This window comes from Paenibacillus alkalitolerans, from assembly GCF_016482785.1.
Lineage (GTDB): Bacteria > Bacillota > Bacilli > Paenibacillales > YIM-B00363 > Paenibacillus_AE > Paenibacillus_AE alkalitolerans.
Map to the genome: position 1 here is coordinate 218,127 of NZ_JAEMXM010000005.1, position 16,402 is coordinate 234,528.

Sequence of the window (16,402 nt, forward strand, 5' to 3'; positions counted from 1 at the left end):
GGGAGGACCCCGGATTGAAAACATGGCATGAAGAAGCTTCGGAAACGGTTTTACTGGATTTGGCGAATGCGCTGCTGCATGAAAATGTACTCGGTATTGCAGACAAGGGCGCAGTAACGTCAAACGTTCCGGACATTCCTTCGCTGTCGCAGTATCCATTGGAGGAAGATGAGCTTTACTTTCATCTGCGGCTAAATCCCGGTCTTGCGGTCGTATTTCGGGTTCGCCGGCAGCGCTTCATCCAATCGTTGAAAATAAGCCGTGTTCCTGTTTTATCCGTAACCGAAAGTCCGGCAGGTCCGTCCGTAAAGCTGCTTGACCCGGTTGAATTGATGCAGGTGCTGGGCGCATCGGTTTCAAAGGAAGAACAATCGGCTAAGCTGCCCAACTTGGAAGGATTTCTAGAGGAATTGAGAGACGCGGTCGAACATACGGCACTTTCATATGAGGCGGCACACGAGCTTTGCGGCGAAGGGCATTCGAGCCGATCATCGCCGCTGCATCGAATGGAACGCCTCTCCTCGCTTCGCGACCGCCCGTTCCATCCGACTTCCCGCGCGAAGAGAGGTTGGGACTCCGGCGATTACAGGAAATACAGTCCGGAATTCGGCTGCGAATTCGGTTTGGATTGGGTGGCTGTAAGGCGCCGGTATATGATAAAAGGACCTTCCGCGGAAGATGCCGCGAGCATGATATTGGACGATTCGGAGTGCCGGCAGCTGCAAACGGCTATGGCTTCATTAGGCATTGACTCCAACGATTACTTGGCGGTACCGGTTCATCCTTGGCAAATGCAATATGTGCTGCCGTTCGTCTTTGCGGAGGAAATCGAAAGGAAACACGTCATACCGATTGCGCAAGGTTTGGGCAAGTTCGCCGCCACATCGTCGGTGCGCGCATTGGCTCAGGTACACGGCGGGCGGTATCATATCAAGCTGCCGGTCGGCATCTATTCCCTTGCCGCACTCCGGGTACTTCCGCCCCGGTATCTCTACAACGCGGAGAAAGGGCAGGAGCTGCTGCGGCAAGTTATTGACAAAGAGCCGTTATTGCGGGGCAAGTTACATCTTTGCGACGAGAAGCGGTGGTGGGGGTATCACGATCCGGAAGGGGATCCGTTCGAAGATAAACCGGGACACCTGGCTTGTATGGTCAGAGAATACCCGAGCCGTCTGACGGAAAAGCAGGATGTCCGCTTGGTCGCCATGTCCGCGCTGGCGGTTATGGATCCCGCGGGGCGCGTGCCCGCATTCGACGAATTGGCAGCCGCCAGATTCGGTGCGCATTACGGCAAATTACAAGTGTTAACGCTGTTTCGGGACATTTGTCAACTGTTTATAGAGACGATGCTCGTCTGCTTCCGATATGGCATCATGCCGGAAGTCCATGGACAGAATGTTCTGGTTATTATCGAAAAAGGGCACGCGGCAGGTCTGCTTCTCCGGGATCACGACACCATTCGACTGCACCTTCCGTGGCTTGAGCGGGAAGGCTTTGCCGATCCGCAATACGTTGTAAAACCCGGCACTCCGAACAGTTTAATCAACGAAACGCCGGAATTGCTGCTGTCTTATTTTCAAACTCTCGGGATCCAAGTAAACCTGTATGCAATCATCGATGTGTTGTCACGGACCTATTCGATCGACGAGTCGGAGTTTTGGCGGGAAATTCAACGTTCCATACAATCTTGCCTGCACAATCCGGGTTTGCCGGAAACGGTCCGGGGAGTTATCGCGCACCGGCTGCTGGAAAGTTCTTCATGGCCAACCCGCATGCTGATTACTCCGCTGTTGAAACGAACCGGAACCGGGGGCGGCAGCATGCCGGCCGGCGCCGGTGAAACGGGCAATCCTTTAAGAGCCGCCGTCAAAGCATGAAAGCAATCATTGGTTTACGAGAAAGCGGGATTCCGGTGCTTTGGGGCGGGCAGTTTCTGGCCATTGCGGGATTGACGGTATTAGTGCCGCTGCTGCCCCTTTACATGACAGAGCTCGGAGCGAACGACCCCGGGGATAACCGTCTCTGGACGGGGTTATCCTTGGCGGCTCCGGCCGTAACCGCGTGCTTCGTCTCTCCGGTATGGGGGAAAGCCGGCGACCGCTTGGGGCGGAAGTGGATGGTGGTGCGGGCGCTGCTCGGGCTGGCCGCCAGCCTCATTCTTATGGGAGCGGCACAAACGCCTTTTCAATTTTTTCTTTGCCGTCTCCTTCAAGGGGTTTGCGGGGGCGTCGTCGATGCCGCTTCCGCGTACGCCGGCTCGGAAGCTCCGGAGACGGAACGAGGAAAGGCTCTCGGCATTATGCAAAGCGCCATAGCCGCCGGTTCGCTTGCCGGGCCGCTGGTCGGAGGCGTTATGGTGAATTGGATCGGATTTAGCTCGTTGCTGGTATTTATGGGCATTTTGACGGGAATGAGCGGTTTACTGGCAGCAGCCGTGTTGAAGGAAACGGGGAAGAAAGAAGATCGGAAGAAGACGGAAGCATCTGTAACTCAAGTTTACATAGATTTGCTGAGTCATTCGCGGTTGAGGCCTTTTATGATTGCGGGAGTTTTCTCCCAGATCGGGATGTTCGGCTTGGTTGTCGTGTTTGCGCCGTTCGTCGCTCAATTAAGCGGCATTTCCGGCAATGCATCCGCATGGGTCGGGATTTTACAGGCAATCGCCTGGGGAGCGGGGTTGGCGGGCGCCGCTTGGTGGGGCAAAAGAAACGACCGCAGCCGTATTGAAACGAACTTGATATTGGCGATGGCGGTATGCGGCATCAGCATCATATTGCAGGCGATGCCGCAGCATGTGCTTTGGTTGATCCCGTTAAGAATCGTTCAGGGATTTTGTTACAGCTCCGTACTGCAATCGATTATGTTGGCCGTTACCCAGGAGTCAAAGGATGAGCACAGGGGCGTTTACGTCGGCACTGCAAATTCGGTTTTGGTATTCGGACAGATCGCCGGCTCATTAACGGGCGCAATGCTTGGAGGGTTCTTGACGGGGGAATGGATCATTGCGGTCATGGGATTGATGTTTTTGACCGGAGCCTTCTCGATCGTCCGGGGCCATGCTTTGCAGCCGGGAATATTTAAGCTTCAACGATATCGCGAGGTGAATAATGAACGATGATCAAACATAGCCGTGAACTTGCGGCAGCCGCCGGAACGGAGAGGTTATTGAACGCTTTTATACGCGAAATGGAAATACGGGATCCGGCAATCGAACCCGGACATACTGCTTTGCAGCTGCTTCCTGCACAGGTTGCGAATGAAATCCGCAGCCAAGGAACTCCGATGAGGATTAAGCTAAAGAAAACAGGAATTGCAATTGTCGGCGCAATAACTTATTTGTCTGTTTTCGGCCATTACCGGTACGGAACCGCGTTTTGGCAAACGACGGTCCGGAACTCAAACGCGGGCTGCATAAAGTTGGACGGTCACATGGAATTGGCTAAGCTTTTATTGATTGAGCTCGTTGCCGTTTATTCCGATGGAGCCGCCGGATGGGACAGAGCGCGAACGATGCTTCAGCAGGTTGAAAACTCCATTGAAAAAACGGAGCGTTACGTGCGGCACAGCTTTAACAACCCGCGCTCCCTATGGCATGTCACCGGGAAAGAACGGGTGTTCATGGCCGAACAATCGCTGATCTTCGGACACCCGTTCCATCCGACGCCGAAAAGCTCCGACGGGTTTAAACCCGAGGAATTGCACCGATATGCGCCGGAGTTGGGGGCGGCTTTTCCGCTTCATTATTTTGCCGCGGCTCCGGAATTAATAGACGACCGGTTTTTAGAGAGTTCGCCTGCTGCGGATGAACAATTGTTTACTCCGAAGGTCGTCGAGGCGGCCGGACGTCTGTTGTCTGAAGCGCACAGGCAGTACCGCCTTCTTCCTTGCCACCCGTGGCAGGCGGAGCATGTGCGAAGATGGCCGGAGGTTCAACAGCTGCTTTCAACAGGAAAGTTAGTAGATCTCGGAAAGCTTGGAGCCGCCGTGTATCCGACGTCTTCCGTGAGGACGGTATGGGATTTCAACCATGCGTTTCTATTTAAGCTGCCGCTGAACGTAAGAATTACGAACTTCATCAGGGTGAACCCGCCGGAACAGCTTGTGCGGACGATCGATGCCAGCCGGGCGCTTGCGCGGGTGAGGGACGACATCCCCTGTTCCGACTTTAAAGTGCTGCTGGAGGGCGGTTACCGGACGCTGAATCTACCGGGTCGAAAGCTGGCCGAAAGCTTCGGGGTCATCTTCCGCGAAAACCCGCTTTACAGTCAAACCGGCATACAGCACGCCCCGACGGTGGTGGCCGCATTGCTTGAGCAGCCTCCTTGCGCGGATGTTCCTCCCGTTTGGGAAGCGGTCCGATTAGCGTCTCAAGCGCGGGGTACGACACCGGATCAAGACTTCTTGGGCGTATGGTTAACCCGGTATTTGGAAATATCGCTGGTGCCGCTGCTTTGGTTGTTCCTTGAACGGGGAATCAGCATGGAAGCGCACGTGCAAAATTCGATGGTTGCGCTGCGGGACGGTTGGCCGGTGCATTTTTACGTGAGAGATCTTGAAGGGGTGAGCATCGGCCGGGAACGGGCCGGGAAGTTCGCTATGTTCGGATTGAGAGACGACAGTCCGGCGCTGTACCCGGATCATGAAGCGTGGCATCGGTTGAAGTATTACTTCTTTGTCAATCATCTGGGGCATTTGATCCATACGTTGGCTTATTACGGGAAGACGGAGGAGCTCGCGCTTTGGAATACAGTAAGGAGGGTGCTTCAATCAACCGGGCTGTTTGAGGGAGAGGGAAGAATGTTGTATTTGACGGATTTGCTTGAGAATAAAGCTTTACCCGCCAAGGCCAACTTGCTGAGCTGCTTTCAGAAAAGAGGGGAGACGCCTCTTTATGTTAACATTCCAAATCCGCTGACGCTGTGCGAGGTGAGAATATGAGTGATATACAGGCGATGGAAGTAATGGAGGCTATCCGATCGGACCGGTATGTTGCGGTTCGCAGACGAATTTTCCGTCAATTGATCGAATCGTTGATCTATGAAGGGCTGCTTTCTCCGGAAACGGAGCATTCGGAAGGAGAGACGGTTTTCAAAATTCCCGGTTCGGATGAAGCGGGGCGTCCGATGCTTTACACTTGTCAGGGGCAAAAGAGGTTCACGTTCGGCCGGATCCGGTTGAACAATCGTCCGGTGATCCGAACTTCGGCGGGGGCTTCTTCCGAAGCCGGCTCGCTTGCGCAGTTTCTGCTTGAAATTCGCGGTTCTCTCGGTGCGGATGAAGGTCGCTTGGTCGCGTTTATCCAAGAGCTGGAGCAAACGTTGTTCAAAGACGCACTGGCGCAGCATCACCGTTTCGAACGGGAGATACGGCTGCGGGGGAGTGGTTACGATGATCTGGAAGGGATCGTAATGGACGGCCACCCGTACCATCCCAGCTATAAATCGCGGATCGGGTTCGACTATGCGGATCACTTTACATACGGTCCCGAGTATAAGCAAGAGATTCATCCGCTTTGGCTTGCGGCGCATAAAGATTTCACCCGTGTCGCGGTATCTCGGCGATTGGAGTATGATCGTTTCCTGGAAAGCGAATTGGGCGCAGAGCAGTTGAAACGGTTTAAAGACAGCATCATTCGCCAAGGTGTCGATCCCGCCGAATATATTATGATGCCGGTTCATCCGTGGCAGTGGCAAAAGCAAATTTCCGCCGCGCGCCAGCAGGATGTGCATGAGCGGCGGCTGATTGTTCTGGGAACGGCCAAAGATACTTACCGGGCGCAGCAATCGATCCGCACGCTCGCCAATGTGACGTCGCCGTATAAAGCGTATCTCAAGCTGTCGTTAAGCATGATCAACACATCTACGGGACGCGTACTGGCGCCTCACACGGTGGAAAATGCGCCGGCCGTTTCCGATTGGTTAAAGGAGCTTGCGGATAATGACCCTTTCTTGAAAGAAGTAACCCGTGTGATCCTGTTGAGAGAAATCGCGGGGGTTTCCTACGACCGTCCCGCGTTGTCCGTGCTGCTGCAGTCATCGGTGTATGGAACGGCCGGTTGTATTTGGCGGGAAAGCGTTCATTCCTATCTCGAAGAAGGGGAGGCGGCCGTTCCGTTCAATTCGCTTTGCTCGCTCGATCTGGACGGACGTCCGTTCATTGAGCCGTGGGTTGAGGCGGCGGGTGTCGATAATTGGTTGGAGCTGCTGTTTAAAGCGAGTATTCTCCCGATCGTGCATATGCTTTACGCGCACGGCATCGCTTTGGAGTCGCATGCGCAAAATATGGCGCTCATCCATAGGGACGGTATGCCATGCCGTGTGGCGTTGAAAGATTTCCACGACGGGATCCGGTTTTCTAAAGCGCATCTCTCCTCGCCGGACAAATGCCCGGACCTGCTGGCGACACCGGAATACCATGCCAGAATCAACCGCAACTCGTTTATCGAAACGGATGACCTTGCGCTTGTGAGAGATTTCATGCATGACGCGTTCTTCTTTATCAATCTAGGAGAGTTGGCCTTATTCTTAGACGATCACTTCGGTTATGATGAGAATCGCTTCTGGTCGCTTGCCCGCGAAGTGATAGAAAACTATCAACGCCGTTTCCCCGAGTCGGAGGAACGGTTCCGGCTGTTCGATTTGTTTGCGCCAACCATTGAAGTCGAGCAGTTAACGAAGCGCCGGCTGTATCCGGACTCGGAGCTGCGTATTCATCGGGTCGCCAATCCGCTCAACCTTGTTGCAATGAAAGTCTAGCGAAGGCGGGGGGATAGATTTGCTGCGTAAAAATGCTGCGAAACAAAAATTGTGTGCGGGGGAAACGGTATGCGGACTGTTTGCCTCCATTCCCTCTCCCGTGTCGGTCGAGATGATCGGCTGCGCCGGATATGACTTTGTGATCATCGACACGGAGCATGTGTGCATCAACCCGGAGACGCTGGAGCATATGATCCGGGCGGCGGAGGCGGTCGGATTGACCGCATTGGTTCGCGTGCCCGACGGCTCTTCCGGGCCGATATTGCGGGCGCTTGATGCGGGAGCGCAAGGCGTTGTCGTCCCGCATGTGCGGACGAAAGAGGAGGCGGTCGCCGCCGTGGCGGCGAGCCGTTATTATCCGCTCGGCAGCCGGAGCTTGAACGGAGGACGGCCGGCCGCTTTCGGGAAGTCGGACCTTCAGGCTTACATTGCGGAGGCGAACGAACAGGTGCTGGTCGTCGCGATGATTGAAGACCGGGAAGGCGTGGAGAGGATCGGCGAAATATTGTCGGTCCCCGGCATCGACATGGTGCTGGAAGGGGCGGCCGATCTTTCCCAGTCTTACGGGGTACCTTGGCAAACTCGGGCGCCGGTCGTCAGAGAAGCGCTGCACACCTTGCAGGAAGCTGCCATTACGTACGGAGTCCCTTATTGCGCAATACCTAGAGCCGATGAAGATATTTTGACGTGGTATGACAAAGGTGTGCGTGCATTCGTTCTCGGCGATGAAAGAGGCATTGCGTTTCGGGCGCTGGTCTCTAAACATAATGACTTTGCGTCACGGTTGGAAAGTTTCGGCGGACAGAAAGGAAACGGAAGATGAACCGGATCATTGAACAAATTGCCTTGTTGAAAGAAAACCACCGGCGGCCTCTCTGCGCTTATATTTATGACATGGAGCATTTGAGCGAACATGTGTCGCGGCGCGTTCGAACGCTGCCGCCCTCCTGCAGGCTGTTTTATGCGATCAAGGCGAACTCGGAGGAGGAGATCCTGAGGGCATTGTTGCCGGTCGTGGAAGGTTTCGAGGTGGCATCCCTTGGCGAAGTGAAGAAGGTTCGTGCGGTTTCCCGCGATATTCCGATTATTTTCGGAGGTCCGGGAAAGACGGATGAAGAAATCGAAGGAGCGATGGACAACCGGGTCAGCCTCATTCATGCCGAGAGCGCGGATGAGGTCCGGAGAATTGCGTGGATTGCGGCGCAGCGCGGGAAAGTAATGCCTATTTTGCTGCGCGTCAATTTGCAAGGTCCGCTGCCTGACGCTACGTTGGCCATGGCGGGCCGCCCGACCCAATTCGGGATAGACGAAAGCCAAATTCCGGATGCGATTCGGCTGGCGCAAAGCCTCGATTCGGTGAAGCTGGAGGGTTTCCATTTCCATTCCCTCTCCAATAACCTTGACGCGGAGAAGCATGTCCGGTTGGTGCAATATTATTGCGAACGAACGGCGGCATGGATCGAGGAATTCGGTCTGGAGGACATCTCTTATTTGAATGCCGGCGGAGGTATAGGCGTAAATTACGCGGAACCGGAGGCGCAGTTCGATTGGGATCTGCTTGTTGAAAGGCTGGGGCCGGCGTTGAAAGAGAAATGTCCGCCCAATGTGACCGTGTTGTTTGAATGCGGCCGATATGTTGCTGCCTCGTGCGGTTATTACGCGGCGGAAGTGTTGGACATCAAACAGAACCATGGCAAGAACTACGTCATTCTCCGCGGCGGTACCCACCATTTCCGGCTGCCGGTCTCCTGGCAGATGAGCCATCCGTTCCGCGTCGTTCCTGTGGAGCGTTGGGATTACCCGTTTCCGCGCAGAGAGCTGAATGATGCCGAGATCACAGTTGTCGGGCAGCTTTGCACCCCAAAGGACGTGCTTGCGAAGGACGTTCCGGTTTCCGGAGTCCGGGTTGGAGACGTCATCTTGTTCCTGTTAGCCGGAGCTTACGGATGGGCCATCTCCCACCATGATTTTCTTAGCCATCCGCATCCCGATCATATATACTTGTAACAGGACGTTAATAGTAAGGAGAAAGTCTATGTGCCGAAATATCAAGACACTATACAATTTCGATCCCCCGGCTACCGAAGACGAGATTCGGGCGGCCTCTCTTCAATTCGTGAGAAAGCTTTCGGGCTTTAACACGCCGTCTAAGGCGAACGAGGCCGCATTCAATCAGGCCGTCGAGGAGGTGGCTGCGGTTGCCCGGACTTTGCTGGATTCTCTCGTCACCAATGCGGAGCCGCGCAGCCGGGAGATCGAGATCGAACGCGCCCGCGCGCGAGCCGCGAAGAGGTTTGGGACTCGGGACAGGCAATGATTGCCGCGCTCTCCCGCAGCTCATTAGTTGGGCGTTGTCGGCGGACGATGGGATTTACTTCCTGAGCTGACTGTTTCGCGGTCAATGGCATATGGCTAGAAAATAAATGGGTGCCCCAATTTGTTACCTTCCAGGCACGATCCTGAGGTTCTCCTGGTTGATCCCGCCGTGACATCCGTTTCGAACTCCCTTGCGCACACTATCCCTCTCGTTCAGAAAATGCGCAAGGTCGAACTTCGAAATTACTTATCAGCGCGGGGCACATGAATTCCGACGGCAGTACGGCGCATTCCCCTCTTTACACCTAGGTAATGCGAAAAAAGCCAGAATCTAGGTTCTCTGCGCCTGCGAGGACATACAGATTGCGCATAGAGCTTCCATGACCGAATTGTTGAGATAGAACTGATTGAGGCGAAAGCAAAACTCGTCCCAGTACGCTTGCAAGTAAGTGATGCCTATTCCGTGGAACGTACGGTCGATCCACTTCTTGGCCTGATCAAAGATACGAGGCAGCGGCGTGGATTGAAACCAGCTTCGCTTCAGAAAACGCATGTCAAAGGTGTCGGGCTGCACGTGCTGCTTCATGAACGCAACCTCCCCTGAATGAAGCAACGATCTTTTCCCTTCCATGTGCTCATAAGAAATCAACTTCAGTTTGACATATGCAGGTTCCCCATCTTGAAAAGTTGCGCTCACCATCACCGGACGTTCTTTCGGATGGAGGTAATACGGCTGAAGCGTTCTTTTCCCATAGATACCGACTCCGGCACGAACCTTGCCCTCGAGCGGCTGTGTTGCTTCCTTCTCGCTGACGGCTTGGCGGATCTTGTGCAGCATCAGCCACGCAGTCTTATAAGTGACGGAGATCATCTTAGATAGTTGTACAGCGTTGACGCTGGACGGCTGCGAAAAAAGTTCAAAGGCGATACGCCATTTATGCAGCGGGGTGCGGCTTCTTTCCATGACCGTACCGGCGGTAATTGTCGTCTGATGCTGGCAATTGTAGCACTGGTAAAGCGGAAGTCTTCGGGTCTGAATCGTATAGTGACGGGAATGCCCGCACTGCGGACAACGAAAACCGTCCGGCCACTTCAAAGAGAAGAAGTAACCGACACAATCTTCTTCCGAAAAAACCGGGATATCTACGTTAGCTTCAGCAAGAACCATAAATCAGTCACCACCAAACGTATGTTTCCATATCTAATGAAGATTATACCAAACAAATGTTTGCACATCAATTCATTTCAGGGACAAATTTACAATTCATGAGCTGTGGGGAGAGTGTGCGTACGCAAAAAGATCCAAGAGGTGAAGCCGGGGGAGCATTTGAACGGAGGAACAGACTATCGGAAGCTTGGGGAGAGTGTACGCAATTACAATTCATGAGCTGTGGGGAGAGTGTGCGTACGCAAGAAGATACAAGAGGTGAAGTCGGGGCGAGCATTAGAACGGAGGAACAGACCATCTGAAGCTTGGGGAGAGTGTACGCGAGAAGAAGATAGTGAAAAGCTGAAGTAGGAGAGAAAGCAAGAGGAGCATACTGAAAAGTGAAGGCGGGGGAGCATCAGAAACGGAGGGACAGAAAATCTGAAACAAGAGGAGAGTGTAAGCACGGGAGTCGGCGTAATCGTTCCTTACCCTTTCCGCACGGGCATGAGTATGTTCTTTCCCCTTCCCTTTGGGAAGTCCGGAACAGAGCATAGAAAAAAGCCTGCAACCGAAAAATTCCGATTGTGCTCAACCGGTGACGGCCGCAAGGCGGTTTTCTTAATTCGACAATTGCCATGTCTTCCGGAAGGCGAGCGGAGTTTGCTCCGTACGGTACTTGAACAAATTAATGAAGTGGCTGACATTGTCGATGCCGATCTTTTCGGCGATCTCCGCAACGGACAGATTAGAGTATTGCAGCAGTTCTTTTGCCCGGGAGATTCGCGTGTTGATAATATACTCGCCCGGCGAGAAGCCGGTGTGCTTCTTGAACTCTTTGGCCAAATGATATTTATTCACCGCAAGCGTCTTGGACAGTAGATCCAGTGTAAGCTTTTCGTTGTACCTTTTGTCTATCAAGCGCGTTGTCTCCGCAATATATTCGGGCATGCCGGCATTCAATGACTCCGGTTCCGATCCCGAAAGCAAAAGCGACGTCAACAATCCGGCAATGGATTTCGAAGCGAGCAGCTCGTTTCGAATGCTTTTGATTCGGTGGAGTTCAATAAGTTCTTCCAGAATGGCCGGTATGTCGGACTCCGGCGGGAGCGCTCTTACGGGGCCGCCGTTCATAACAAACCGTTCAAAGTAAGCGCGCACGGATTGACCGTTCATATGAACCCACAGCAGCTCCCACGGTTCGGCCGAATCGATCGCATAGTATTGATATTCCATGCAGTCGATAAAGAATATATGGCGGGGAAGCATCGTATAGTTTTTACCCATATAAGTTAACCGTCCCCTGCCGGACTTCGTGTATACGATAAGGAAAGAATCCAGCCGTTCCCGTTCGGTAAAGTAAGTCGGCAAGGTCCGGAAGTATCCGATCTCCTGTACATAAAACAAGGCCGATTTCGCAAACGCCGACGGGGTCATGACCAACCGCACCGAATCGTCCGTCCACGCATGCGACGCCCGTTCCCGATACGTACTCCGCATCTGCAGCCAACCTCCCAAGATTCTATGATTTTTAATTAAGATTGTTTGATGTTTTAACAAATGATAGGGCTTACAATAAACATATATTCAATTATTTCATATCGAGCCGAGGTGGGGAAGATGTCTTTGCTTACACCAATCAAACCGTGCCGGAAACCTAGAATCGGATTGTATTCGGTAGGGCTTCGCGCATATTGGGAGCAGTTCCCGGGTCTTCGCGAACGGTTGACCGAGTACGGTAAGTTTATTGAGAAGCGTTTGTCGTCTTGGGGGGAAGTGTACAACTACGGATTGGTCGATACTGAAAACGAAGGGCGAAATGCGGGCGAGTGGTTGAAAGGAAATCATGTGGATGTGGTGTTTTGTCACTCCGCAACATACTCCACCGGTTCGACGGTGCTGCCCGTCCATCAGATTTGCAAAGCCCCGGTTATATTTCTGAATCTGCAGCCGACAGAACGGCTGAATTACGACCGGTCGACGACCGGAGAATGGCTCGCGCATTGCGGCGCCTGTCCCGTGCCGGAATTCGCGAATGCGTTCAACCGCACCGGAATCCCGTTTCGCGTGGTGAACGGATTGCTTGGGCTTGACTATACGCCTGCGATATCGTTGACCAACGAAACGACGATGCAGCGGAAAGAAGCGATTCGGGCTTGGCGAGAGATTGAGGAATGGGCTCGGGCGGCGGCTGTTCCAAGGACGCTGCAGATCAGCCGTTTCGGATTTCTCGGCAATACGTACAGCGGCATGTTGGATATGTACAGCGATTTTACGATGATTCAGGCTCAAACCGGAGTTCATGTAGAAGTGTTGGAAATGTGCGACTTGGACCGGCTGCTGAGAGAAGTGACCGAACAGGAAGTGAAGGCAAAGCGCGAGGAAGTCGTTCAAATGTTCGAGATCAGCGGAGATTCGCCGAGCGATCCGATCGCGAGAAAACCGACGGAAGAGCAGATGGAATGGTCGTGCAAAGTGGCGGCGGCGCAGGAGAAGCTCGTTCGGGAATACGATCTGGACGCGTTGTGCTATTACTATCACGGGGCTCCCGGCGGAGAATACGAGAAGCTGCAGGCCGGCTTCATTGTAGGTCATTCGCTCCTGACGGCCCGCGGCATTCCATGCTCGGGGGAAGGCGACTTAAAGACCGCCGTCGCTATGAAAATATGCGACATCCTCGGAACCGGCGGAAGCTTCTCGGAAATTGTGGTCGTCGATTACGAGGACGAGACGATTTTGCTTGGGCACGACGGGCCGTTCCATGTGGCGATTTCGGAAGGAAAGCCGATACTCCGTGGAATGGGAATGTATCACGGGAAGCAAGGAACCGGCGTTTCCGTCGAGGCCAAAGTCAAGACGGGGCCGATAACGACGCTCAATGTCACTCAGACCGGCGACGGGAAACTGAAGCTGATCGTCAGCGAAGGGGAGTCTACAAACGGACCGATCATGAAGATAGGCAACACCCAAACTCCCGTCAAGTTCCGCAAACATCCCGACGACTACATGGCCCAATGGTTTGCGGAAGCGCCGACGCATCACTGCGCGATGTCGATCGGGCACAATGCTTCGTTATTTAACAAGGTCGGAGAGTTGATGAGGATCCATTGCGTCACTTTATAAACACATGGGGCTGTCCCCGGGCAAGTAAGGCATTCTGCTCGCGGGCCGGCCCTTTTTTTGACATATCAGCCCGTCAAATTCCGCGCCGCGCATCCTCGCAATTCTAACGCTCTTGCACGCACTATCCCTCTGGTTCAGAGAATGGTGCACTCTGCCGTCACATGACTTCCTTCCGGCCAATCTCCATTGCCTTTACGAATCTTGATCCAACAAGGGTTACGGCCGAAGCATCAAACTTAGGATCGCATGTCTGAGACTTGGGGAGAGTGCGCGTACGGGGATCAGTGTATTCCACCTCGGAGTTGGACGAATCGGAACATTTTTCGGCGCGGTCATTTTACGTTTTGTCTAATGTCATCATCAAGACGAACAACTATGATGTAATTAAAGATGACATAATATTCTGAAAATTAGACTAATATCTACTATTATGTAATATAAACTATCACAAACATGGCGCTTAATGAGGGGTGAACAGATGTATGATCGACACGACAGCGGCGAAGATTCCGGAAATTGTGCTGGAGAGGGTCAGCATGCGATATGCGTCGGCATCGTCCGACGTGCTGGCGCTGCAGGACGTTTCTTTGAACATCGCCAAAGGGGAATTCGTTTCTTTGCTCGGTCCTTCCGGCTGCGGGAAAACGACGCTTCTTCGGATTATGGCCGATTTGATCCAACCGACAAGCGGGGAGATTAAGGTGGCCGGCAAGTCGGCCAAAGAAGCGAGATTGGCGCAAAAATACGGCATCGTATTCCAGAACCCCGTCCTCTACGACTGGAGAAAAGTGAAACACAACATAACCTTGCCGCTCGAGCTCATGGGAGTGAAGAAGGCCGAACGCGACCGCAAGGCTGAGGAGCTGCTCGAGCTGGTCGGTCTGACCAAGTTCGCGGATCGGTATCCGTGGCAGCTGAGCGGGGGCATGCAGCAGCGTGTGGCCATTGCGCGGGCGCTGGCCATGGAACCGGAAATATTGCTCATGGACGAACCTTTCTCCGCTCTGGACGAATTCTCGAGGGAACGTCTCAACGAAGAGCTGCTGTCGATTTGGAGCAAGGTGCGAAATACCGTCGTTTTCGTTACGCACAGCATTCCCGAGGCCGTCTTTTTATCGGACAGGGTGTTTGTCCTTTCGCCTCATCCGGGCAGGCTGTCCGCGGTGGCCGAAATTCCGATCCCACGGCCGAGAACGCGGGATATGCGAAATCAAGATGCGTTTTTTCGGCTTGCCGCCCAAATTCGCGAATGCTTCGAAGGGGTGTGACGGATGAGCGGGTTCGGCAATCAGCTTCGCCTCCGGCTCCTTCCGGCGGCATCGTGGGCGTTTGCCCTGATCGTCGTCTGGGAGGCCGCGTCCTGGTTTTTGCTGGAGGTGCTGCGCGTTCCTATGGCGCAGTCCAAGCTTCCGTACATTCACAAAGTGTTGTCCGCCTTCGGTCAGTACGGAAGCACGCTGATGAGGGAGGGGTGGATTACATTGACGAACGCGGCGCTCGGATTATTGCTAGGCGCGGCGTCGGGAGCGCTGCTCGCCGTGTTTATGAGCGCATCGAAACGGGTGGAGCGGCTCGCTCTCCCGTACGCCGTCGCGTCGCAGATGGTTCCGATTTTGGGGCTTGCCCCCATCGTGTACGGAATCGTCCGGGATGAGCAATGGGCCCGGATCATTATCGCCGGGTACATCACCTTCTTCCCCGTTTCCTTGAACATGCTGCGGGGGCTGCGGAGCGCGCATCCATCCGCACTGGAGCTGATGCACTCTTATGCCGCGAAGCCGTGGAGCGTTTATTGGAAATTGAGGTTTCCGGCTTCGCTTCCGGGACTGTTCGGCGGATTGAAAATCGCGGCCCCGCTCGCGGTCACCGGAGCGATCTTAGTGGAGCTGATGGGCGCCAGACACGGGATAGGCGTACTCATGCTGCGGAATTTGTATTACGGGCCGTCCCATGTGTACATGTTCTGGTCGACGGTCATCGTAGGCGCTTTACTTGGAATTATCAGTTTTGTACTCATCGGCTTGTTGGAACGGCTGTCGGTGCCGTGGCAGCCGGAGTTCCGATCCAAAGGAGGCGGCTCGTAGATGGAGAGGCCGTTGGCAACGCCGTTACAGCCGAACGGAGCTTCAGCCGGTCAAGAGACGATTGCCGGTAACGGGAGAGCGAATAAAACAGCGAACAACAAGGAGGGGGGCAGGATATGGCTGCCTCTCCTTGGAGGCGTCCTGTTCTTCGCTGTTTGGGAGCTGCAGGCGTTTCACCGGATGTTCGGTTTGAAAACATACCAGCTGCCCTTGCCGTCGACCATCGCAGCCGCGCTGTCGGACAACTTCGACATTCTAATATCTTATACGTGGTATACCCTGGCCGAGGCCGTCCTCGGAATGCTTCTGGGCTCGGCCATAGGCTATTCGGCCGCTCTTATCGCCGCCGCTTGGCCGAAGCGGGGTGCGGGCGGCTTGATGATCGTCGCCTCCATGAACGCGGTGCCGATCGTGGCGTTGGCCCCGATCATGAATTTGTGGTTTGGCGACGGCATTGGCTCGAGAATCGCGATCGTCGCGGTTACGACGATGGCGGCCATGGCGATCAACGCCCATAAAGGAATGACCATGATCGATCCGCTCGCGCTTGATCTCTTGCATTCGTATGCCGCGGGCAAACGCGAAGTGTTCCGGTACTTAAGAATTACGAACAGCCTTCCCTATGTTTTTACCGCTTTGAAAATCAACACGACGGCCGGTATGATCGGGGCGATCGTCGGCGAGTTTTTCGTATCGTCCCGAGGGCTGGGCTATTTGCTTTCAAATTCCATCAAAGTGGCGAAAATGCCCCTGGGTTGGTCCTGCATCGTAATGGCCGCGCTGGCCGGCGTTTTGTTCTATCTGATCGTGGAACGGTTGGAGAAGGCGTTCATTACGTGGCATCCGTCACAGAGGAATTAAATTTCCGCACATCCGGCCAAGGCGGCGCGCCGGCGTTACAGGCTTCCCGCCGAACCGATTGCATACGACAGACCGCACCTTTCACTACGATGTGTGCATTCTACTATTGGACTCGG

The 16,402-nt window shown here is 54.1% G+C and carries 13 protein-coding genes; 11 read left to right on the top strand and 2 right to left on the bottom strand.

Annotation, left to right across the window (positions count from 1 at the left end):
• The first annotated feature begins 14 nt into the window (after positions 1-14).
• Genes JET16_RS11075 through JET16_RS11105 form a run of 7 tightly spaced genes read left to right on the top strand, consistent with a single transcriptional unit; the run spans position 15 to position 9,072 of the window.
• Positions 15-1,877: an IucA/IucC family protein gene (locus JET16_RS11075; protein ID WP_199615903.1), complete on the top strand. Its 1,863-nt coding sequence runs from the start codon at positions 15-17 to the stop codon at positions 1,875-1,877.
• The gene (locus tag JET16_RS11080) at positions 1,874-3,118 is read left to right on the top strand and encodes an MFS transporter (RefSeq protein WP_199615904.1); all 1,245 of its coding nucleotides are present in this window, start codon (positions 1,874-1,876) and stop codon (positions 3,116-3,118) included. Before JET16_RS11075 ends, JET16_RS11080 begins: the two co-directional genes overlap by 4 nt.
• Positions 3,115-4,938 (top strand): IucA/IucC family protein, encoded by a 1,824-nt coding sequence (locus tag JET16_RS11085; RefSeq protein ID WP_199615905.1) that lies wholly within the window; start codon positions 3,115-3,117, stop codon positions 4,936-4,938. Before JET16_RS11080 ends, JET16_RS11085 begins: the two co-directional genes overlap by 4 nt.
• Complete coding sequence (locus tag JET16_RS11090) at positions 4,935-6,755, top strand: IucA/IucC family protein (RefSeq protein ID WP_199615906.1); 1,821 nt, start codon at positions 4,935-4,937, stop codon at positions 6,753-6,755. Before JET16_RS11085 ends, JET16_RS11090 begins: the two co-directional genes overlap by 4 nt.
• 19 nt (positions 6,756-6,774) lie before the next feature.
• On the top strand, positions 6,775-7,578 hold the full coding sequence (locus JET16_RS11095) for an HpcH/HpaI aldolase family protein (RefSeq protein WP_199615907.1): 804 nt from the start codon (positions 6,775-6,777) through the stop codon (positions 7,576-7,578).
• Positions 7,575-8,762 (top strand): type III PLP-dependent enzyme, encoded by a 1,188-nt coding sequence (locus JET16_RS11100; RefSeq protein WP_199615908.1) that lies wholly within the window; start codon positions 7,575-7,577, stop codon positions 8,760-8,762. The genes JET16_RS11095 and JET16_RS11100 overlap by 4 nt, the downstream gene beginning before the upstream one ends.
• A 28-nt stretch (positions 8,763-8,790) precedes the next feature.
• Positions 8,791-9,072 (top strand): DUF2277 domain-containing protein, encoded by a 282-nt coding sequence (locus tag JET16_RS11105; protein WP_199615909.1) that lies wholly within the window; start codon positions 8,791-8,793, stop codon positions 9,070-9,072.
• A gap of 330 nt (positions 9,073-9,402) precedes the next feature.
• Here JET16_RS11105 and JET16_RS11110 read toward each other — a convergent pair whose 3' ends face one another.
• Both JET16_RS11110 and JET16_RS11115 read right to left on the bottom strand, forming a co-directional pair.
• Positions 9,403-10,239 (bottom strand): transposase, encoded by an 837-nt coding sequence (locus JET16_RS11110; RefSeq protein ID WP_199615910.1) that lies wholly within the window; start codon positions 10,237-10,239, stop codon positions 9,403-9,405.
• A gap of 600 nt (positions 10,240-10,839) precedes the next feature.
• Entirely contained in the window at positions 10,840-11,718 is an 879-nt protein-coding gene (locus tag JET16_RS11115) for a helix-turn-helix transcriptional regulator (protein ID WP_199615911.1), read from the bottom strand.
• A 120-nt stretch (positions 11,719-11,838) separates the two neighbouring features.
• Here JET16_RS11115 and JET16_RS30075 point away from each other — a divergent pair, with 120 nt between their 5' ends.
• The 4 genes from JET16_RS30075 to JET16_RS11135 all read left to right on the top strand — a co-directional run bounded on the left by JET16_RS30075 (position 11,839) and on the right by JET16_RS11135 (position 16,286).
• Positions 11,839-13,341 (top strand): L-fucose/L-arabinose isomerase family protein, encoded by a 1,503-nt coding sequence (locus tag JET16_RS30075; protein WP_233531396.1) that lies wholly within the window; start codon positions 11,839-11,841, stop codon positions 13,339-13,341.
• A 482-nt stretch (positions 13,342-13,823) separates the two neighbouring features.
• Positions 13,824-14,609: an ABC transporter ATP-binding protein gene (locus tag JET16_RS11125; RefSeq protein WP_199615912.1), complete on the top strand. Its 786-nt coding sequence runs from the start codon at positions 13,824-13,826 to the stop codon at positions 14,607-14,609.
• 3 nt (positions 14,610-14,612) lie between these two features.
• A complete protein-coding gene (locus tag JET16_RS11130; protein ID WP_199615913.1) occupies positions 14,613-15,425 on the top strand; it encodes an ABC transporter permease in 813 nt (270 codons plus the stop codon).
• Positions 15,426-16,286, top strand: a complete 861-nt coding sequence (locus JET16_RS11135) for an ABC transporter permease (protein ID WP_199615914.1) — start codon at positions 15,426-15,428, stop codon at positions 16,284-16,286. It begins immediately after the preceding gene.
• Positions 16,287-16,402 lie beyond the last annotated feature (116 nt).